The 19,631-nt window shown below is 67.3% G+C and carries 15 protein-coding genes; 7 read left to right on the forward strand and 8 right to left on the reverse strand.

What is annotated here, in order from left to right; all coding sequences use genetic code 11:
* Nucleotides 1-97 precede the first annotated feature (97 nt).
* A complete protein-coding gene (locus ACGF7Y_RS29615) occupies nt 98-1,522 on the forward strand; it encodes a WGR domain-containing protein (protein WP_393239438.1) in 1,425 nt (474 codons plus the stop codon).
* 578 nt (nt 1,523-2,100) lie between these two features.
* Nucleotides 2,101-4,296: an elongation factor G-like protein EF-G2 gene (locus ACGF7Y_RS29620; protein WP_393239441.1), complete on the forward strand. Its 2,196-nt coding sequence runs from the start codon at nt 2,101-2,103 to the stop codon at nt 4,294-4,296.
* A gap of 60 nt (nt 4,297-4,356) precedes the next feature.
* Here ACGF7Y_RS29620 and ACGF7Y_RS29625 read toward each other — a convergent pair whose 3' ends face one another.
* From ACGF7Y_RS29625 to ACGF7Y_RS29640, 4 genes are read right to left on the reverse strand one after another with little or no spacing between them, the layout of a single operon-like run.
* Nucleotides 4,357-6,438 carry a hypothetical protein gene (locus tag ACGF7Y_RS29625; RefSeq protein ID WP_393239443.1) on the reverse strand — a complete coding sequence of 694 codons (2,082 nt, stop codon included), beginning with the start codon at nt 6,436-6,438 and terminating at the stop codon, nt 4,357-4,359.
* Nucleotides 6,438-8,438: a type VII secretion target gene (locus ACGF7Y_RS29630; protein WP_393239446.1), complete on the reverse strand. Its 2,001-nt coding sequence runs from the start codon at nt 8,436-8,438 to the stop codon at nt 6,438-6,440. The genes ACGF7Y_RS29625 and ACGF7Y_RS29630 overlap by 1 nt, the downstream gene beginning before the upstream one ends.
* 34 nt (nt 8,439-8,472) lie before the next feature.
* Nucleotides 8,473-8,862, reverse strand: a complete 390-nt coding sequence (locus tag ACGF7Y_RS29635; protein WP_174371799.1) for a hypothetical protein — start codon at nt 8,860-8,862, stop codon at nt 8,473-8,475.
* A 10-nt stretch (nt 8,863-8,872) separates the two neighbouring features.
* Nucleotides 8,873-9,910 carry a hypothetical protein gene (locus tag ACGF7Y_RS29640; protein ID WP_393239449.1) on the reverse strand — a complete coding sequence of 346 codons (1,038 nt, stop codon included), beginning with the start codon at nt 9,908-9,910 and terminating at the stop codon, nt 8,873-8,875.
* 377 nt (nt 9,911-10,287) lie between these two features.
* On the opposite strand from ACGF7Y_RS29640, the gene ACGF7Y_RS29645 reads away from it, so the two are divergent.
* A complete protein-coding gene (locus ACGF7Y_RS29645; protein WP_393239452.1) occupies nt 10,288-11,226 on the forward strand; it encodes a hypothetical protein in 939 nt (312 codons plus the stop codon).
* 245 nt (nt 11,227-11,471) lie between these two features.
* On the opposite strand, the gene glnA is transcribed toward ACGF7Y_RS29645, so the two are convergent.
* Nucleotides 11,472-12,908, reverse strand: a complete 1,437-nt coding sequence (gene glnA / locus ACGF7Y_RS29650; RefSeq protein WP_040865778.1) for a type I glutamate--ammonia ligase — start codon at nt 12,906-12,908, stop codon at nt 11,472-11,474.
* A 252-nt stretch (nt 12,909-13,160) separates the two neighbouring features.
* On the opposite strand from glnA, the gene ACGF7Y_RS29655 reads away from it, so the two are divergent.
* On the forward strand, nt 13,161-13,616 hold the full coding sequence (locus ACGF7Y_RS29655) for an RDD family protein (RefSeq protein ID WP_393239455.1): 456 nt from the start codon (nt 13,161-13,163) through the stop codon (nt 13,614-13,616).
* A 112-nt stretch (nt 13,617-13,728) separates the two neighbouring features.
* Here ACGF7Y_RS29655 and ACGF7Y_RS29660 read toward each other — a convergent pair whose 3' ends face one another.
* The 3 genes from ACGF7Y_RS29660 to ACGF7Y_RS29670 all read right to left on the reverse strand — a co-directional run bounded on the left by ACGF7Y_RS29660 (nt 13,729) and on the right by ACGF7Y_RS29670 (nt 15,491).
* On the reverse strand, nt 13,729-14,463 hold the full coding sequence (locus ACGF7Y_RS29660) for a DUF4191 domain-containing protein (RefSeq protein ID WP_063049043.1): 735 nt from the start codon (nt 14,461-14,463) through the stop codon (nt 13,729-13,731).
* Between the two features lie 61 nt (nt 14,464-14,524).
* A complete protein-coding gene (locus ACGF7Y_RS29665) occupies nt 14,525-14,968 on the reverse strand; it encodes a hypothetical protein (RefSeq protein WP_393239458.1) in 444 nt (147 codons plus the stop codon).
* Between the two features lie 355 nt (nt 14,969-15,323).
* A complete protein-coding gene (locus ACGF7Y_RS29670; RefSeq protein ID WP_393239461.1) occupies nt 15,324-15,491 on the reverse strand; it encodes a DoxX family protein in 168 nt (55 codons plus the stop codon).
* 218 nt (nt 15,492-15,709) lie between these two features.
* Between ACGF7Y_RS29670 and ACGF7Y_RS29675 the strand changes: the two genes are divergently transcribed.
* Genes ACGF7Y_RS29675 through ACGF7Y_RS29685 form a run of 3 tightly spaced genes read left to right on the forward strand, consistent with a single transcriptional unit; the run spans nt 15,710 to nt 19,628 of the window.
* On the forward strand, nt 15,710-17,377 hold the full coding sequence (locus ACGF7Y_RS29675; protein ID WP_393239464.1) for a CocE/NonD family hydrolase: 1,668 nt from the start codon (nt 15,710-15,712) through the stop codon (nt 17,375-17,377).
* Nucleotides 17,374-18,744 carry a M20 family peptidase gene (locus ACGF7Y_RS29680; RefSeq protein WP_393239467.1) on the forward strand — a complete coding sequence of 457 codons (1,371 nt, stop codon included), beginning with the start codon at nt 17,374-17,376 and terminating at the stop codon, nt 18,742-18,744. The genes ACGF7Y_RS29675 and ACGF7Y_RS29680 overlap by 4 nt, the downstream gene beginning before the upstream one ends.
* The gene (locus ACGF7Y_RS29685; RefSeq protein WP_393239470.1) at nt 18,741-19,628 is read left to right on the forward strand and encodes an alpha/beta hydrolase; all 888 of its coding nucleotides are present in this window, start codon (nt 18,741-18,743) and stop codon (nt 19,626-19,628) included. Before ACGF7Y_RS29680 ends, ACGF7Y_RS29685 begins: the two co-directional genes overlap by 4 nt.
* Nucleotides 19,629-19,631: the final 3 nt, after the last annotated feature.

The raw sequence follows: 19,631 nt of genomic DNA on the forward strand, positions 1-19,631 counted from the left end.
CCGCTCCGGTCGGGCGACCGCGCCGGCAACCGCTGAATGTCGGTGCCTCTTGCTAACTTTCGTCTCGTTCTGATCTGACGAAAACAGGCGAGGCACTATGACAATCGGGGGAACCACCTATCTCGAACTGTCCGAGGACAGTGGGACCGCGCACAAGTTCTACGAGGTGATCGTCGCGGGCACGCAAGTGAGTGTCCGTTTCGGCCGCATCGGCGAGCAGGGGCAGACGAAGGTCAGTTCGTTCGCCACCGAGGAGAAGGCGCAGGCGGCCGCGACGAAGAAGGTCGGCGAGAAGGTGCGGAAGGGCTATGCGCCCGCCGTGATGGGGGCGCGGGGCAGGCGTCCGGTGACCAGGCGGGCGATCAGCAGCGGCCGCTCGACCGCGAAGGCCGCGCCCGTGCTGTGGAGTTTCGACTCCGGCGCCGCCGCCTTCGGCATCTTCGTCGACGAGCGCCGCTGCTGGGTGGGCAACGAGAGCGGCGACGTGTTCACGCTGACCCCGGACGGCGTGGTCACCGGCCGGTACCGCCTGCCGGACGCCGTCAAATGCATTGTGGCCGACGATTTCTGGATCTACGCCGGATGCGACGACGGCCGCGTCTACGACTTGTCGGGCAAGGTGCCGCGGGCGGCCTACGACATCGCGGCCGATGTCGACATCTATTGGCTCGACATCCACGACGGCATCCTCGGCGTCTCCGACCGCCAAGGCGGCATCACCGTGATCGATTACGAGGAAGAGTCGCTGTGGACCCGGCGCAGCACCGGCGATTCGGGCTGGATGGTGCGCATCGACGCGCACGGCGTCTACCACGGGCACTCCACGGGCGTCACCAAGTACGACCTGGACACCGGGAATCCCCTGTGGCAGGCGGGCACCGGAGGTGACGTCCTGTTCGGCTGGCAGGAATCCGACGCCGTCTACGCGGGCACCTCCCGCAACCAGGTCCGCATGGTGGCCAAGAACGGCCGAGCCGAGCACATCTACCAGTGCGATGCAGCGGTCTTCTCCTGTGCCACCTCGCCCGACGGCCGTTACGTCTTCGCCGGTGACAACTACTCGTCGGTGTACTGCTTCGACGCCGCGGGGAACCGCGTGTGGAAGCTGGCCACCGGCTGCGGTTCGGCCTATTCCATGCAGTACCACGACGACAAGCTGTACCTGGTCACCACGACCGGCACGCTGGCCTGTCTCGACGTCGGCGAAGCCGCCATCCGCGATGCCGAGCAGGGCGTGCTGCCCCAGACGGTGTCGGTGAAAGCACCCGAGATCTCGGCGGTGGTGCCCAGCGACACCGTCGAAATCACCTCCGACGCGGGCACCGGCGTGATCGTGGAATGCGTGAGTCACGGCACTTCGCTGCGCGTGCGTGTCGTCTCGCCCGGGTTCCGCCAGGGCTGGAATGTGCAGTTCCCCAAGGACATCCGACGAGCGGGTGCTCGCTACGTAGTCGACGGCATCGCCGAGTCGGCACGCGGCGGTTTCTACCGCGTCCGTGGAGACATCCGCCGGCTGTCCTGACCGAACCCGCATCGGGTTCTCGCCTCGCCGCTGGGAGCCCGCTTCGAGCGGTCCTGGCAGACCGGCGATGGATCGCCCCCGCTGGGGGCCACCGCCTCCACCATCTGGTCCGGCATCGTCAGGCAGCTGTATCCGGGCACGGCGCCCGACCGACCGGCGACTGCTCAGCCCAGCCCATCCCCGCGCTCGCCACCCCGGGCGAACAGTGCGGTGGACGCTACACGCAGCGGTCCCGGCGGCGATGAAGCCACTGCGGCCCGGAGCAGACGACGGGACCCGGAGTTGATCGCCCGCGTCGCGCGAGCCATCAATCCGGTCACTGCGACGGTGATCGAGGTGACCGTCACCGGCCCCGGTCCCGGGGAGCCGGTTCCGAACAGCGTGCCGCTCGTCTCGCGTGACGGCTCGTGGCGGCGGCGCCACGGGCCCGACCTGCGAGGCGACCCTCGCACCGACGAGCCATCCCTCCGCCCGCGAAGGACCGCCCGTCCACACCCTGATCTGCCGAATCGTCGGCGGAACGCAACGCCCGGTGGGAAGGTTGACGTACGGCAGGTGTCAGCAGAGGAGCGAGACACATGGTGGACAAGACCAACGGAGCTGCCGCGGGCAACGGCGGCGTAGTGACCGCGGACCGGCCCGAGCAGATCCGCAACGTCGTCCTGGTCGGGCACAGCGGGTCGGGCAAGACCACGCTCGTCGACGCCATGGCGCTCACCGCACGGGCCGTCAACCGGGCCGGACGGGTGGAGGACGGCACCTCGCTGTCGGACTACGACGAGATCGAGCATCGCCAGCACCGGTCGGTGCAGCTGTCGGTCGTGCCGGTGGCATGGGCCGGGATGAAGGTCAACTTGGTCGACACCCCCGGATACGCGGACTTCGTGGGCGAGCTGCGGGCGGGGCTGCGCGCGGCCGACGCGGCGCTGTTCGTCATCTCGGCGGCCGAGGGCGCGGACGGAATCGCGGGCGCGACCAGGGCGCTGTGGGAGGAATGCGCCGCGGTCGGGATGCCGCGCGCGATCGTGATCACCCACCTGGACACGGCGCGCGACGAGTTCGACGTGATGACCGAGACCTGCCGGACGGTGCTGGGCGGCGGATCGTCGGAGAACATCCTGCCGCTGCATCTGCCCGTGTACGGCCCGAAGAACCCGGACGGCCACCGGCCGGTCACCGGCATGGTGGAGCTGCTGCCGCATTGCGTGGGCGACTACTCCTCCGGGGAGGAGGTGCAGGGCGACCCTTCGCCCGATCAGGTACCCGCTCTGGAGGAAGCGCGCAACCGTCTCATCGAGGGCATCATCGCGGAGAGCGAAGACGAGACCCTGATGGAGCGCTATCTCGAGGGCGAGGAGATCAGCCTGGCGACGCTGGTCGCCGACCTGGAGCGCGCGGTCGCCCGCGGCAGCTTCCACCCCGTGCTGTTCGCCGCGCCCGCGCCGGAGGGCGCCAAGCAAGGCCTGGGAACGGTCGAGTTGCTCGACTTGATCACCGGCGGCTTTCCGACACCGGCCGAGCACGCCATCACCGCCAGCAACGGCGCCGAACCGCATCCGCTGCGCTGCGACCCGGACGGAGAGCTGGCCGCGGAGGTCATCCGCACCGCCTCCGACCCGTACGTCGGGCGGGTCTGTATGGTCCGCGTCTTCTCCGGCACCTTGCACGCCGACGACACGGTGCACGTCAGCGGACACGGCCTGGAGGATCGGGGCCACGAGAGCCACGAGCTGGACGAGCGGGTCGGCGCGATCTCGGCACCCTTCGGCAAGCAGCAACGCCCGCTGCGGCAGGCGATCGCGGGCGACATCGCCTACGTCACCAAACTGGGTCACGCCGAAACCGGCGACACGCTGTCGTCCACCGACAGCCCCCTGCGGATCGAGCCGTGGCCGATGCCGGACCCGCTGCTGCCCATCGCCATTCGCGCGCACAGCAAAGCCGACGAGGACAAGCTCTCCCAAAGTCTTGCCCGCCTGGCCGCCGAAGATCCGGCACTGCGACTCGAGCACAACGCGCAGACCCATCAGCTGGTGCTCTGGTGTCTCGGCGAAGCGCATCGCGACGTCGCCTTGGAACGGTTGCGGACCCGGTTCGGCGTGCAGGTCGACGTGACCGATCACCAGGTGGCGTTGCGGGAGACGTTCGCGGGCAAGGCCACCGGACGCGGCAGGCACGTCAAACAGTCCGGCGGGCACGGGCAGTACGCGGTGTGCGAGATCGAGGTCGAACCGCTGCCCGAAGGGGCCGGGATCGAGTTCGTGGACAAAGTGGTCGGTGGAGTTGTTCCGCGCCAATTCATTCCGTCGGTGGAAAAGGGCGTTCGAGCGCAGGCCTCCCGCGGGTTGACCGCCGGATATCCCCTCGTGGACGTGCGCGTCACCCTGTTCGACGGCAAAGCCCACTCCGTCGACTCCTCCGACGCCGCGTTCCAGACCGCAGGCTCCCTCGCCCTGCGCGAGGCAGCGGCGGCCGCGGGGCTCAGAGTGCTGGAGCCGCTCGCCGAAGTCTGGGTACTGGTCTCCGACGACTACGTCGGCCCGGTGCTCAGCGACCTGTCCAGCCGCCGCGGCCGCGTCCTCGGCACCGAGCCGCACGGCACCGGCCGCACCCGCGTCCACGCCGAGGTCCCCGAACTCGAACTCAGCCGCTACGCCATCGACCTGCGCTCGATCTCGCACGGCACCGGCGATTTCACCCGCACCTATGCCCGCCACGAACCGATGCCGAACCAAGTCGCCGCGTCGGTGCGCGGGGAGAAGGCGCGCGCGTAGTCCGCTCCGCTCGCTGCCTACCACCAATGGCACCGTCCATGCGGATTCCGCTCCGGCCGTTCAGACCTGAGGCGGTGGTCCCACGGGCGGCGGACCGGAAGGCTGCGCCGTGCTCAACGTCGGCGGAGGCGGTGCCGTGGCTCCGGGATCGGCGGTATTGGAACCGACATCCAGACCCGTCGGGTGGACGAAGCCCGTGAAATTCCCGTACTTTTCCGTCAACGGGGGGTTGTTGGGATCCAAGGGAATGAGCTGGCCACCGTCCAGGACGAACAGTCCGTCCATCCCGTTCGGGTTCCTGACGACCAGCGCACTGAACTTCTCCCACTGAAGAATGTCGCCCGTCTTCAAGTCGCCGGGACCGTTGACCACCGCAGGCGGATGTTCGGCCGTGATCTCACCCGCGGTCCCCTTGTACGCGGATATCGCATCGAGAGCGACGTTCTGCGTCTGTTTCTGCAAAGCCTCGGCGACCGGCGGCGATGCCTGCACCGTCGCATTCCCGATCTGAACCGCCGGCGTCGTGCCGGGTGCGTTTATCGGCGGCGGAGCGCCCGCGTACGTCGGCGCTGTCACGCCGGGAGGAGCCCCCTGCTGAACTGCTTGATTCGCAGTGGCCGTCTGGGCGTTGCGCTTCCGCTCGCGCTCCTCACGCCGCTCCCGCTCCTTTTCCCGATCCCGCTCCGCGTAGGCTCGATCGTCGTCGGGCTGACGATTCCCCTGGTTCATCATCCCGCTCATGGCGCTCATCATCGCCATTTGCTGCATCGCATTGGCCATACCGTTGTCGCCGGTATTGCTGGCGGGCGCGACGCTGCCGGTATTCGCGCCGGTGTTCGTACCCGTCGTTCCCGATCCGGTCCCGGTCTGCAACCCTGCTTGAGTCGCGCCCGGGTACGCGCCCGAGGAGGACGTATCCACACCGCCGCTGTCGGAGATCGGCTGGGTGCCCGTACCCGTCTCGGTCGCCGAGGTGTCGGTAGACCCGTCGATCAGGTCGTCGTAGGTGGAACTCCAGTCGTCGTTCGTGGCGCCGGTCTGCTGCGTTGTCGAGTTACCCGTTGTGTTCGGCGGCACATAGGTGTTGTTGTTGCCGTTGTTGGGATTACCGGTGTTGTTATTGTTGTTTGCGTTGTTATTATTGTTGTTGGCGTTGTTGTTGTTGTTCGCGTTGTTGTTGTTATTGTTATTTTGATTATCGATATTCTCGGATTTCTTTTGAAACTCCTTCGTCGCCTGCTCGTATTCCTTGTCCCAATTTTCGGCAGCAGCATCGATATGTCGCACGTAGTACGACTGCTCCGCTTCCGCGGTCAGGAAATAGTTTCCCGATTCTTTGTTCTTCTCATAAGCCACGATCTCTGTCATAGAATTATCGGCGTCTTTGAAGCTGTACTTCATCTTGCCGTCGACCACTTTCGCGCCCGGGAACGCGAATTGGAGCTTCTCGTTGAGGTCTTCGGTGATCCGCTTGAGCTTCTTGAAGGTATCCGAGTTCAGCACCGCCGAGTCGTCTGTGTCTACCTTGACGTTTTTGTGCGCGTCGGAGTACTCGGTCTGCCGCTTGCTCAACTGCTCTTTCAACGTGTCGTGCTTGTCTCTGACCTGCGACCACCCGTCCGCACTCGTGACCTGCTGGCCGTCGAGCACGTTGGTGAAGTCGGGAGCGGCTTTCGGATCACGAGCGCCCAGCGTGTCGAAGCCCCACTGCATCGTGAACTCGGTGTCCTCGATCAGGCTGATCAGGGAGGCGCTGGCGCCCTTCGGCTGATACAGGTCGACCCGATACAAATGTTCTTTCTCGTCGGGCAACTCCCAGCCGTAACCGTCCGCGAACTTCGGCGTGGCAGCCTCGTCTTCCTTCGTCTTCTTCGCGGTGACGACATCTTCCGGGTGTCCGGTTTTCAGCGCATCGATGATCTTCGGGTATTTTTCGGCGACACTGCCGGACGTGTCCCTGGCGAGCATTTCTCGCACCTGGGGCTCCAGCTTGTCGAAGGCTTCTTTGAACTCGGTCGAATTCAGTCCGTCCAGCGCCTTCAACGAGTCTTCGGCTTGGCCGTCCTGAAAACCGGCCCCGTCCCACGTGGTCGACTCGTAGTGCTTGTTGATCTTGTTGACGGCGTCGTCTACGTTGCTCATCAGGCGCTCCTCTGCTCACTGGAGCCCTTGGACCCAGCCGAACCGTTCAACAATTCTGTGATGCGCGGGGGCGCCCCGTCGGAGCCGATGGGACTGACGCTTACGCCGTGCGAATCCGTCCCGGCATCCCGCGTCCTTCCAGCGTGGGGGTGCGCAAGGGCGGTGTCGGTCGCCTCCACTGTCACGCGCGCGACCGCTGGTAGCTGAGGGTGATCAGCGATTTGGCCGTACACATAGAGCGCGTCGCGCAGCGTCTGCCGATCTGGTTCGCCCGCGACGGCCAGCGACAGCAGTTCGTTGGCACGACGCTCGAAAACCATGGCCCGCAGCGTTTCCGCGCTCGACACGTCCGAGGGAGGCCCCCCGGGCGGAGCGTAGGAAATCCCCATCTGCCGCGACCGCAATTCCGCTGCCGTCCTGCTGTCGGCGGCGAGTATCTCCTCCAACCAGATCGCCGGAACAGGCCGACCGGCGTGCATCGCGTCGAAGATCTGCTGCCGCGCGGCACGGTAGGCAGGAAACCCACCACCGATGTGCGGGACGGCGGCGCGGACCCGGGCATCCGCCACTCGGGCCAGTTCGAGACACTTTGCCCGGATTTCGTTTTCGGGCACCGCATCCGCCTGTAGCAGCAATTCGCTCGAACCGGCAAGTGTCAAGCGATCCACGAGTCCGACCCCGGGGGTGGTGAAGTCGACGGCGGACTCGGCAGGCGATACCCCGCCCTCGACAGCGACATCCTCGCCGAGGATGGCGAACAGGTCGTCCGAGATGGCCGTAGACGAGACCATCGCACTGATTCGAGCGCTCCTGAGGCGGCCTACCGAGCCGAACTCCGCCAGCATCCGGGCCGGATCCGCTGTGCTCTCCAGCGCCGCGGTGGCTCTCCGGGCCGCGTTGTCCAGCACGGCGTCCCATTTCCACGGGAGGGTGACCTCGGACGGCAGGAACAGACCGGACGGCAGCCAACCACGGCCCTCGGTGGAAGTCAGCAGAATGATAGGCCCGATCGGAGTCCGCATCACCGCCACGGCCCATTCCAGACCATGCGCCGATTCGGCTACGGCAGCGAGAGTAGCGGCGAGCAAGGTACGGGCGAGTGCCAGATCCTCTCCGATCTGTCCACCCACTACCAACGACGGGAGGCGCCGCCTGTTCTCGGACGCATGGGCCACCGACGCGAAAGGACCTGTTGCCAGGGGCGCGGGCATCCCCGTGGCCATTCCCGCGGCATCGCCGGCAGCGTTCGCCGGGAGCGGTTCCAACACCGGTGGCGCACCCAGCCCGCCGACTGCACTTGCGGCACTACCCGAATCACCGGCCATGCCGACCATGCCGGGCGTGCTGCTCGAGCCGTCGACGGCAAGAACTGCATCGGCCCGATCGCCGCTGTCCGGCTCCGATCCACTGACCGAATGCGGGATCGTCCCGCCCGGCGCGGTGATCCCGGTGGATGCGGTGTCGGACGCCTGCGGCACCGAGGAGACCGACGGCGGAAGCGGCTGGTCGGAGCGTCCGACGTCACCGTCGGGCGCGCCCGGCGCACCTGCCGCGTCGGGCTCGATGGAAGGACGAGGCAGCGGCTGGGTGCCGTTCGTGGAGGGCGTGTCCCCGCTGTCTCCCACCGGGGCCGTGTGATCCGTAGGCGCGCCGGGTGTCGGGCCGACACGAGGGACTGCGTCGCCGAAACCATCACCGGCGCCTCCGATCCGATGTCTGCCGGACTGATCGGCAGCCTCGAGCGCCCTCGCGGCGGCGATCAGTTCGTCTCGCGACCGTTCATGATTGGTGGCGAGACGTTCGGCGGTGTCATGGCGCCTGTTGTAGTAGTCCACCAGAGCCGCTCGCACTGGATCGGCGATCATGCCGTAGGTGGGCTCGAAGTCCGCGAGCCACTGGTGCGGGATTTCACCCCACTTCCGGATGTTCGCGGCGGCCAGACCGTGCTGCTCGGCGATCGCGCGCAGCTGATCCGGCTCGACATCCAGGTAATTCGGCATGCTCGGTCGATCCCTCCCGCCAGCTATCTCAGGCTCATTGTTCCGCCTTCCCAGAGGTGGGGGCCTGCTGGTCCGGCCCCTTTTCGCCTTGCCATTCCCGCATGACCTCCGACAGCGGCCGTGGCAGATTGTCGGTGTCGTTCATCGCGATGTGGTATTGCCGCCGGGCATCCTCCACGCTCTCGGTGACGGCAGCCATGATTTCGGCGGCCAGCTCTCCGTTGTCGAAACGGGCGCAGGTGCCGGGCGCCAGGTAGAGGTCCAGCAACCGGCCGGTCGCGTCGACTTCGGGAATGACCAAGCCGCTCGGGGACGGTCGGCGTGCGACGATCCCGTCGGACCGTTCGCGCATTGCGGCGATGCGGTGCCGCAGTTCTCGCCCCAGGCCGAGTGCGGCGCGTACGTTGGGGTGAATTTCTCGCATGGATCCTCACTCATCCGCCGGCAGGACGCCCGCCTGCACTGCGACTGACCGACGATCCTACGGGCTCGGCCGTCGGCGCAGCGGTCGTAGACCTCTCTGTCGTGGCGAGCCCGAGCCGTGCTGCGCGCGCGACATCCGTCAGGGCCAGCACAGCCATTGCCGTGCTGAGTAGCCTGCGATCATCGGCGAACATCTCGGTGGTCGGCGTGCGTTGACCCGGAACGAGCAGCCCCATCGAGGCCGGCCAGCCGCCATCCGGTAGCCGCGCCGCCAGCAGCGCCTGACATAGCAGGGCGACGTAGCCAGATGCCTCTAGCCGCACGGCTGTGATCAGGCGCTGAGCGAGGTCGAAGGATGGTTCACAGCCGGGATCAAGGCATCCGTCCGCCGGGCCGACAGCTTCACTCAAGCGCTCCTGCTCCGCTTCGGCGATCCCCCGTGGTATGCCGCCGGAAAGTGCCAGAAACGTCAGGTTGTGTGCCGCGACGTATGCGTCCGAGCGCCACCAGAACGAATCCCACTTTCCGTTGTCCAGGTGGCGGCGCACAGTATGCGCGCGGATGTTCTCGATCGTGAGCGTGTCACCCAGTGCGAGAAGCGCAAGCCCTGCCATGGGAGCAACCTCGTCGTGTTCCTCTGCCCACGAACCGAATACCGGCGACGGAAAGGTGCGCACCGCGCCGACCGGTGTGATGTAGTCGGTAAAAACATCCGCCGTCAAGGGATATCCAGTATCGCGAGTGGCCATCAATCGCACCACCCATGAGGTCGTGTCGGCATCGCACGACACTGATCGGTTGTATCCCCACCCGCCCGGTCGTTGCGAGTCACGCAACGCCGCGACGGCACGGTCGAGCGCCAGGGTACGGCGGGGATCGGGTACGAAGAGATCCTCGGCCGAGTTCAGCGCGACACCCACACATCCGGTGATCCAGGATTCGGATCTGCCAGGGGGCAATTCATAGTCGCGCCAATAGCCATCGGCATCTTGGTGGCTCACCAAGAACTCGCACGCCGCGGCGATCATTTCAGTGACATCACTGTCCACGACACCCTGCTTTCCCTCTGAGATCGGACCGGCTAGGCCAGGCCGCGCGCAAGCCGCCCGGCGGTGTACGCGAACATCGGCGGCAGGCTCCCACCACCCGGCAAGGTCGCGCCCCTGCCGATCGAAAGACATGCCACTTCCGAGCACAGCAGGCCGCACGGACTCACAATTCCCAGAATTGGGAACAGTGCCGTGAGGAGGCGCGGCGCTGGAGTGAGAGAGTCTGCCGATATGGATAGAAGTGCCGCAGCGCCGTCCGCAGGCCCCGTCCACGCCGGGCGATCCTGACGATCTCGATGACTGGACCTGCCGGAGAATTCCTGGTCGACGTGGCCGATCGATTGTCGCCGGGTAGCGACCCATCGACCATCCGCGCCATGCTGGAACAAGCCTGCGGAGGTCGACTCGACCCGCGGGGGCCGGATGGTCACCGAGCCAGCATGTTGACGATTTCCGGCACGCCGTTCGAAGCCAGTGTCAGCGGTGGCCGGGGGAAATTCACGCCCGCCGTTCGCTACATCACCGAGATCGCGACGCAGGAGACGCAATTCGCCTCTCGTGTCGCCGCTCACCTGGCCTCGATACGCGATCTGGTCGCATGGCTGCCCAACGGTGATGAGAGCGTGGTCGAGATGCTGCGGTCATTTGTCACGACGCTGTATCCGGACCCTGCCAAAGTGCCCGCGCAGCATCGTTCGGCGACGTGGACGGGGATTGTTCATCATGTCGCGGCACCACGTCATGCGGCTCGCCTCAAGGTTTACGGCGGCCTCAAGATCGTGCCGGGGGCACTGGACAGGCTGTGCAGCACTTGGCCCGGCTTCGCCGGATTGGTCCCCGTGCCCGATCACGAGAAGCTCATCACCCCGGTGGCCGCCGCGCTCGAGGTGGATGCACGCGGCGATGTGAACCACAAGATCTACTTGAAGGCACGCTACGACGACGTGGGTGTGCCGATGAAACTGTCTCGATATTTCGGGCATCCGGCCTGGGAACTGTTGTCCGAGTTCGTCCGGAGTGGCATCGAGGCAGCCGAACTCCACCGACACGACTGGTTCGTCTGCTGTTCGAGAAGCGCGGGCGGCACCGGTTTCGGGCTCTCACTCGGGTCGCGGCAACACACCGACTTCGGCAATCTCGTGACCGAACTCGCATCCCGCCACCACGGCACCACATATGCCGTAGACGCACTCGCCCAGGCTGCTAAGTCGTCCGGTGCCGCCTGGCGCTACTCGGCGGTCGGACTGGGCTTCTCCGCCGACCACGGCATCGACAAACTCAACGTCTACGGCACACCCACGTGGAGCGCTGTGTAGGCCGCCGACGCCAGAACGAACTTGCGGCTTACACCTCGAAGTACAGCTCGAGGTCTTGCCGTGTCACGACTCGAGTGAGCCTGCTGCGGTCAAGAGGCGGGTCACTTCACGCAGACGAGTCCACCCGTTCGGCAATCGGTGAAGTGATCGCCGAACGGATGGACTCGCGGGAACCTACTGCGGACGGACTACGGACGGAGGATCTTGGTTAGACGCTCCGCCGCAGGTCAGAAGCCCGGAAAGGCTTACACGTCGAAGTACAGCTCGAACTCGTACGGGTGCGGCCGCAGGTTCACCGGGGCGATCTCGCCCTCACGCTTGAGGGTGATCCAGGTCTCGATCAGGTCCTCGGTGAAGACGTTGCCTTCGGTGAGGTAGTCGTGGTCCTGCTCGAGGCGGTCGATGACCGACGCCAGGCTGGTGGGGGCCTGCGGGATGTTCTTGGCCTCCTCCGGCGGGAGCTCGTAGAGGTCCTTGTCGACCGGGGCCAGCGGCTCGATCTTCTTCTTGATGCCATCCAGGCCCGCCATCAGCATGGCGGCGAAGGCCAGGTACGGGTTGCCCGAGGAGTCCGGTGCGCGGAACTCGATGCGCTTGGCCTTCGGGTTGTTGCCGGTGACCGGGATGCGGACCGCGGCGGAGCGGTTGCGCTGGGAGTACACCAGGTTGATGGGGGCCTCGTAGCCCGGCACCAGACGGTGGTAGGAGTTCACGGTCGGGTTGGTGAACGCCAGCAGCGACGGCGCGTGGTGCAGGATGCCGCCGATGTAGTGGCGGGCGATATCGGACAGGCCGCCGTAGCCGGCCTCGTCGTGGAACAGCGGCTTGCCGTCCTTCCACAGCGACTGGTGCGCGTGCATGCCCGAGCCGTTGTCACCGAAGAGGGGCTTCGGCATGAAGGTGACGGTCTTGCCCTCGGCCCACGCGGTGTTCTTCACGATGTACTTGAACAGCTGCAGGTCGTCGGCCGCGCCGAGCAGGGTGTTGAACCGGTAGTTGATCTCGGCCTGACCGGCGGTGCCGACCTCGTGGTGGCCGCGCTCGAGCTCGAAGCCCGCGTTCTGCAGGTTGGTCGAGATCTTGTCGCGCAGGTCGACGTAGTGGTCGTACGGCGCGACGGGGAAGTAACCGCCCTTGTTGCGGACCTTGTAGCCGCGGTTCAGGGTGCCGTCCGGGTTGAACTCGGCACCGGTGTTCCAGGAACCGGAGACCGATTCGATCTCGTAGAAGGCGCCGTTCATGGACGAGTCGTAGCGGATGGAGTCGAAGATGTAGAACTCCGCCTCGGCGCCGAAGTACGCGGTGTCGGCGATACCGGTGGAGCGCAGGTACTCCTCCGCCTTACGCGCGATGTTGCGCGGGTCGCGGGAGTAGGCCTCACGGGTGAACGGGTCGTGCACGAAGAAGTTGAGGTTCAGCGTCTTGGCGGCGCGGAACGGGTCGACGCGCGCGGTGGAGAAGTCGGGCAGCAGGAGCATGTCCGACTCGTCGATGGACTGGAACCCACGAACGGAGGAGCCGTCGAACGCTAGCCCTTCCTCGGCGAGGTCGGTGGTGAAGGCCTTACCCGGGATCGAGAAGTGCTGCTGCACACCGGGCAGGTCGCTGAACCGGATGTCGACGTACTCGATGTCCTCATCAGCGATGAATTTGATGACCTCGTCGGCCGTGCTGAACGTCACTTGTTCTCCTTACGGATCGGTTCCCAGCCAGTGTCGCTTGCATGGGTTCGTCGCGACCAGACGCTATGGATGCCGTGTTTCCCCGCAGTCAAGGATGTGTTTCGCCGGTGTTACACGTGCGTCCGGCCGCGTGGTACTGACCACCCGGACTCGACTTGCATGGTAGTCCGGCCTCCGCCGACATGCTCGCCGACGCTGAACTCCGCTTATGCGATCCCGGGCACAGGTCCGTCCGCGCCTATTCTGGGGGGCATGGCACGCATCACCGGCTCCTGGCTCTCCGGACCTCCGGCCGACTCCGGCGGCCCGGCAACCCCCGAGTTCCCCGGTGCGGAACTCGGGCTGCCGAAGACCGGGGCGGGCTCGCTGGCAGGTATGGGGCGCCGCATCGCCGCCCTGTTCGTGGACTGGATGATCGCGCTCGGCATCGCGGCGCTGATCGTCCGCGGCAGTTCGGCGTCGAGTGTGACGTTGCTCATCTGGTTCGTCATCGGCGTCGGCGCGGTCACGCTGTTCGGGTTCACGCCGGGGCAGTATTTCCTGCGGTTGCGGACGGTGCGCATCGACGCGGACGCGCCGGTCGGGTTCGTCCGAGCGCTGGCCAGGCAGGTTTTGCTGCTGTTCGTGGTGCCCGCGCTGTTCACCGACGCCGACGGGCGCGGCATGCACGACCGAGCGACCGGCACCGCGCTGGTGCATGCGCGCTGAACGCCGGGTCGCTCGGTAGCGCGAACCGGCCACGACTCGAGCCGCGTCTTCGCGAAACGTTGACAGACGAAAGGCCCGCGTCCTCGGACGCGGGCCTTTCGACCGAGCAGGATCAGCGGCGGCGAATGGTCCGCTGCACGCCGCGCATCTTGGCGCCCGCGGGCATCGGCCCCTTCGGCAGGGCGGGCCCGCCGCGCGCGCTGAGGGCGGACAACCGGCCTTCGATGAGGTCCATCCGCTTGGTGTCGATGTTGCGCGGCAGCTTGGTGAGGTAGCGCTGCAGGTCCTTGAGCGGAACCTGGCCCTCGTCGTTCCCGATGACGACGTCGTAGATCGGGGTATCGCCGATCAGCCGGGCGGTGCGCTTCTTCTCCTGGGCGAGCAGCGACTTGACCCGTTGCGGGGAGCCTTCTGCGACCAGCACCACGCCGGGCAGGCCGATCACCCGGTGCACCGCGTCCAACTGGGTGGTGGCGGCGATGCCGTTGCTCACCCGCCACTTGCCCTGGAGGTTGTCCAGCACCCAGGCCGCGGCGCCCGCCTGGCCCTCGGCCTTGCGGTAGACGCTCTTCTGCACCCGCCTGCCGAAGATGATGAACGCCACCAGCGCCCCCAGCACCACGCCCAGCGGAACCAGGAACCAGGTCAGCCCGAAGACGAGGCCGATCACGACGAAGACGGCGGTGATGCCGACCAAGGCGCCGATCATCAGCGGCAGCAGCAGCTTGTCTTCCTTGCGCTGCATCTGGAACGCCTGCCACAGCTGTTTGCGGCGTTCTCTCGACTGCTGCTTGCGGGCCGCTTTCGCCGCGGCCTTCGCTTCCTTGGTGGGCTTGCCTGCTGCCATGTCTCTCAGGATAGTGCCCAGGTAGTCGCGGCTTTGCCGTGGGACAGCGGCCTGGTCGGTTCTACCCGCGCCGGGCGATCGGGCCGAGCACCGTGAGATCCAGGTCGCCCGAGGCCTCGGTCCAGCCCATCGCGCGCAACTCGACGGGGGTCGCCACGCCGAGGGCGTCGCGCAGGCCGACCGCAACCGAGCGGGCGAACTCGAGCAGGCCGTTCGGCGAGATGGGCCAGAAGAGGATCCTGGTCCAGTTGTCCGCGTCGCGCCGCACCGCGGGCTCGTGCCAGCCCAGTGCACGCAACTCCTGCGCGGCGGTCTCCGGTATGGGATCGCTCAGGTAGTGATCGCCGGCCAGTTCAGCGGACAATTTGATGTCGTATTGGACAAATTGGACATAGCGATTTCCGGGGGCGGCGATGATCAGGGTCGCCCGCGAGGGCAACTCCGAGAGACAGTGCGCCAGCGCTTGCACGAACCGTTCCCAGTCCGCCGCAGCCGGCTCGCTCATTCTTCCCCCCGGGTATCGACAACGGCCCGATCATACGCCGCACCCGTCGGACACCAGATGGATTACATTGCGCCACCGGCGTGTTGGGCCGAACCATAGCCGTTCGCCATAGCCGGGCTACACCATCCCGCGGCCGCCGAAGCACGTGGCGCCTCTCCCACCCGGGTGACCTGCCCATATCGGCGGAACACCGGCGCGCTCAGCGGGTGGCTCGCCGGGCGCAACGCCCAGGACGCGACCGCGCAGAGCGCGAAGCTTGCCGTGTAGAAAAGATGGACGACCGCCGATCCGTGCGCCATATGCGAGACGCATTTACCGGCAAGGTCGAAAAACGTTCCGGCCTAGGCTCATTCCTTCACCAGCGGAAAACGCGGTGCCGCAATCGCCATCGCGCCGAGAATTTCCAGAATCCCAGAATGGCCATCACGTGGGCCGGATATCCCAGCTCGGTCATGCCCGCTCGGGTGCTCGGCGCGTGCAGCAGGTCCGCGACGCCGCCGGAGCCGAGAATGAAGATCGTCACCGAGGGCGGGGATGCGCCCCCGGGCGACCGTGAAGCCGAAGACGATCCACGGCGTGCCGCACACCGCTCACACCGCACCCGGGCGACCGCCGATCAGGATGAGTCATGCGGCCTTGCCCCGCCGGCGAACGTCTGCGCCACCGCTCGGCGCGAGCGCACCCGCCGCGATACCCCGGTTCCGGGGGCTGGACGACTGTCCCGGCAAACTCGATAGTCCTATGGTGACCGAACGAGCCGTCCTGCCGCGTGCCGTGTGCGGCCTGCTGTTGCTGCTGGCGGCGTTCACCCCGGTGACCGCCGCCGCCGAGCCGCTGCCGGTGCCCTATCAGTGGAAGCAGACGTTCATCGACGGCAAGGACGGCACCCGGCTGCACGCGGACATCCTGCGACCGGCCGGTGTCTCCGACGACACCCGCACACCCGTCATCCTCACCGTCAGCCCGTACCGCGCGCACCTGGCGTACCTGAGTGAGCCGCGCCTGACCGGGGGCCCGTCCACCGACAATCTCACCGCCGAACTGTTCCTGAACGCGGGCTACACCTACGTCATCGTCGACCTGCGCGGGTTCGGCGGCTCCGACGGCTGCCCGGACTTCGGCGGCCCCGGGGAACGCGCGGATGTCGCCGCCGCAGTGGAGTGGGCGGCGGGTCAGCCTTGGTCCACGGGGAAGGTCGGGTTGTTCGGCACGTCGTACGAAGCCTGGACCGGTCTCATGGGCTCCGCCATGGCCCCTGAGGGCCTCGCCGCCGTGGGCGCGTTCGAGCCGGTCGTCGACCCGTACTCCTACCTGTACATGCAGGGCGTCTCGTGGAAGTTCTCCGGCAAGCCGATCACCGAGAGCGGTGTGCGCCCCGCCGACTTCGCGGGGCTGGAGCACCTGCTCATCGCGTCGACCCCACCGCGCCCGGAGGACTCCGGCGAATACCAGGCGAACGCGACGCAATTGCCCTGGCAGTGCTATCGGCAGTACCTGGCCGAGATCGGCGACCACAATCCGGACACCGCCTTCTGGCGCGACCGCGACCTCGTCGCGCGACTGCGCGGCAACACGATCCCGCTGTTCCTCGGTCAGGGCTTCGTCGACTACAACACCCGGGCCTACCGCGTGTTCGACTTGTGGAACGGCCTCGGGCCCGGCGAGCACCGGGCCTGGTTCGGTGAGTGGGGACACCGCACCTGCCACGACAAATGCGGCACACCCCACTTCGACACCGAGCTGCTCGCGTTCTTCGACAAGCACGTCGCGGGTCGTGACGTAGTGGTTCCCGGACCGCGGATCACCGTCGGCCAATTCGACGGCCGCTGGCGCGCGGAGACCGCGTGGCCGCCCGCCGACGCGCGGCGAGTCCCGGTCGAACTGCGAACCGGCGAGTACACCGACCGGGGCCTGATCCCCGGGCACGACCGGGAACTCTGGTCGGTCTCCGCGCCGCTGACCGGGGACCAGCATCTGTCCGGCATCCCCACCGCCACCCTGCGGCTGAGCGGCCCGGCGAGCGCGACGGTCGCGGTCGAGATCTACGACATCGCACCCGACCTGCGCGCGACCGTGATCACCCGCGGGATCGCACCCGTCCGCGACGTCGCCGAGGTCCGCCTGCTGGCTCAGGATTGGCCGATCGCGGCCGGTCACCGGATCGGCGTGCGGGTCACCGACGTGGTCGACGACGTGTGGTCGCACTCCCCCGCCTTCGCCTCCGTCACGGTGACGTCGGCGCGCATCGAACTGCCCCTGCTGACCGGAACGCGCCGTCCCGATCTGCCGGGTGGGCTCACCGAAGGCATCGTGAAGTGGCGAAACGAGAAGACGATCGCCCTGGACCCGAGCATGTTGAACAATGCAACGGTGTCCATGAATCTGCCCGACCGCACCGGTGACCGATGACGGAACCGGTCGACGACCTGACCGCCGAACGCCTCGCCGCCGCGCTGCGATGCGCGACGGTGTCCACCGACGACCCGCGTGACGCCGACACCGCGGCGTTCGAACGCCTCGACGCGCACCTGCGGGCATCCTTCCCCCGGGTGCACGCCGAACTCGAACTGCGACAGTTCGCGCACAGCAGGCTCTACCGCTGGCCGGGCGTCGAACCGGACCGGGTGGCCGCCATCCTGCTCGCGCACCAGGACGTGGTGCCGGTGGACGACCTCGAGCGCTGGACCCACCCGCCGTTCGCCGGCGTGGTCGACGACGAATACATCTGGGGCCGTGGCGCGATCGACGACAAGAGCCGGGTGTTGGCCATCCTGGAGGCGGTCGAGTCCGCGCTCGCCGCGGGCCTGCGGCCCCGGCACACCGTGTACCTGGCGTTCGGGCACGACGAGGAGGTCTTCGGCGGCGACGGCGCCGAGCGGATGGCCGGCCACCTGCGAGAGGCGGGCGTGCGCGCGGATCTGCTGCTGGACGAGGGCGGGGTGATCACCTCGGGCATCGTCGACGGCGTGCGCCAGCCGGTGGCGACGATCATGCTGGGTGAGAAGGGCTACGCGACGGTGCGGTTGTCGGTCACCGAGGTGGGCGGGCATTCGTCCATGCCGGGCAAGCAGACGGCGGTCGGCCGGATCGCGCGGGCCGTTGCCCGCATCCAGGACAATCCGATGCCACTGCGCCTGACCCCGGTGATCGCGGACATGCTGGCCAGGATGCGCCAGGTCATGCCGGGCCCGCGGCGGCGCCTGCTCGGCCTGGCGGGCGTCGCCGCGCCGGTGATCACCCGGGTGATGGCGGCCAGGCCACAGACCGAGGCGATGGTGCGCACCACCACGGCGCCGACGGTGATCCGCGGCGGCGTGCGGGCGAACGTGCTGCCCCAGCGGGCCGAGGCCATGGTGAACTTCCGCATCCTGCCCGGCGACACGGTCGCCTCGGTGCTCGCGCACTGCCGGAAAGTGGTGCGCGACAAAGGAATCGGTTTCGAGCTGATCGGCATGTCGTCGGAGCCGTCGCGAATCACGGGGCCCGGCCCCGCCTTCGAGCTGATCGCCGGTATCGCCCGTGTCGTCGTCCCGGGTATCGCGGTGACCACCGGCATCGTTCCCGGCGCGACCGACTCCAGGCACTACGACGACCTGGCGGGCACCCGGTGCAATTTCGCGCCGATCGTGCTGGAGGCGGGCGACCTGGCCTCGATCCACGGAACCGACGAGCGCCTCTCCCGCGTCAACTACGCTCGACTCATCGAGTTCAACCGGCGGCTGATCGAGCATTTCGCGACGGTCGGCGCGCCAGAAACGTCAGGAGCCGAGGCATGACGACCAAGCCGACGGCGGGCGACGCCACGCCCACCGAGCCGCCCGCGATCCGCACCGAGTCCGGTGAGTTCGACGGAGCAGACGGCACGGTCGCCTGGCGCGCGTGGCTGCCGGAGGGCGCCGCGCGGGGCGTGATCGTCTTGGTGCACGGCGTGGCCGAGCATTCCGGCCGCTACACCCACGTCGGCCGGCGGCTGGTCGGCGCGGGTTTCGCGGTCTACGCCCTCGACCACATCGGGCACGGGAAGTCCGCGGGCGGCAAGGCCAACATCGGCTCCATGGCGGCTGCCGCCGACAACGTCGCCGCCATGCTGGCCATCGCGAGCCGTGAGCAGCCCGGCGTGCCGCGCTTCGTGGTCGCGCACTCGATGGGCAGCCTGATCACCCTGTCTCTGGCCACCCGCGAGCCGATCGACGTCGCGGGCATCGTGCTGTCCGCACCGCCGCTGGACATCCCGGTGGGCAATCCGGTGCAGCGCGCGCTGGCACCGGTGTTGAGCCGGTTCACTCCGAATCTGGGTGTGCTGAAGCTGGATTCGTCGCAGATCAGCCGCGACCCTGCGGTGGTCACGGCCTACGACAGCGATCCGCTGGTCTACCGGGGCAAGCTGCCCGCCCGCACCGGCGCGGAGATGCTGAGCGCGACGGATACGGTCAAGCAGCGACTGGCGCGGCTCACCGTGCCGGTGCTGGTGCTGCACGGCACCGCCGACGCGATCGCCGCGCCGTCCAGCTCCGATCTCATCGAGCGCGGCGCGGGGTCGACCGATCTCACGGTGATCCGCTACGAGGGCCTCTACCACGAGGTGTTCAACGAGCCCGAGCAGCAGAAGGTCCTCGACGACGTGGTCGGCTGGCTGGAAGCGCACCTTACCGGAAAGTAGTAT

This window comes from Nocardia sp. NPDC047654, assembly GCF_043205035.1.
GTDB lineage: Bacteria > Actinomycetota > Actinomycetes > Mycobacteriales > Mycobacteriaceae > Nocardia.

What these genes read in the sequence shown, in the direction of transcription:
- ACGF7Y_RS29630 (WP_393239446.1), bottom strand. Translation starts at nt 8,438, where the DNA reads ATGCCGAATTACCTGGATGTCGAGCCGGATCAGCTGCGCGCGATCGCC.
- ACGF7Y_RS29675 (WP_393239464.1), top strand. Translation starts at nt 15,710, where the DNA reads ATGGTGACCGAACGAGCCGTCCTGCCGCGTGCCGTGTGCGGCCTGCTG.
- ACGF7Y_RS29685 (WP_393239470.1), top strand. Translation starts at nt 18,741, where the DNA reads ATGACGACCAAGCCGACGGCGGGCGACGCCACGCCCACCGAGCCGCCC.
- ACGF7Y_RS29625 (WP_393239443.1), bottom strand. Translation starts at nt 6,438, where the DNA reads ATGAGCAACGTAGACGACGCCGTCAACAAGATCAACAAGCACTACGAG.
- ACGF7Y_RS29660 (WP_063049043.1), bottom strand. Translation starts at nt 14,463, where the DNA reads ATGGCAGCAGGCAAGCCCACCAAGGAAGCGAAGGCCGCGGCGAAAGCG.
- ACGF7Y_RS29620 (WP_393239441.1), top strand. Translation starts at nt 2,101, where the DNA reads ATGGTGGACAAGACCAACGGAGCTGCCGCGGGCAACGGCGGCGTAGTG.
- ACGF7Y_RS29655 (WP_393239455.1), top strand. Translation starts at nt 13,161, where the DNA reads ATGGCACGCATCACCGGCTCCTGGCTCTCCGGACCTCCGGCCGACTCC.
- ACGF7Y_RS29635 (WP_174371799.1), bottom strand. Translation starts at nt 8,862, where the DNA reads ATGCGAGAAATTCACCCCAACGTACGCGCCGCACTCGGCCTGGGGCGA.
- ACGF7Y_RS29665 (WP_393239458.1), bottom strand. Translation starts at nt 14,968, where the DNA reads ATGAGCGAGCCGGCTGCGGCGGACTGGGAACGGTTCGTGCAAGCGCTG.
- ACGF7Y_RS29645 (WP_393239452.1), top strand. Translation starts at nt 10,288, where the DNA reads ATGCTGGAACAAGCCTGCGGAGGTCGACTCGACCCGCGGGGGCCGGAT.
- ACGF7Y_RS29615 (WP_393239438.1), top strand. Translation starts at nt 98, where the DNA reads ATGACAATCGGGGGAACCACCTATCTCGAACTGTCCGAGGACAGTGGG.
- ACGF7Y_RS29680 (WP_393239467.1), top strand. Translation starts at nt 17,374, where the DNA reads ATGACGGAACCGGTCGACGACCTGACCGCCGAACGCCTCGCCGCCGCG.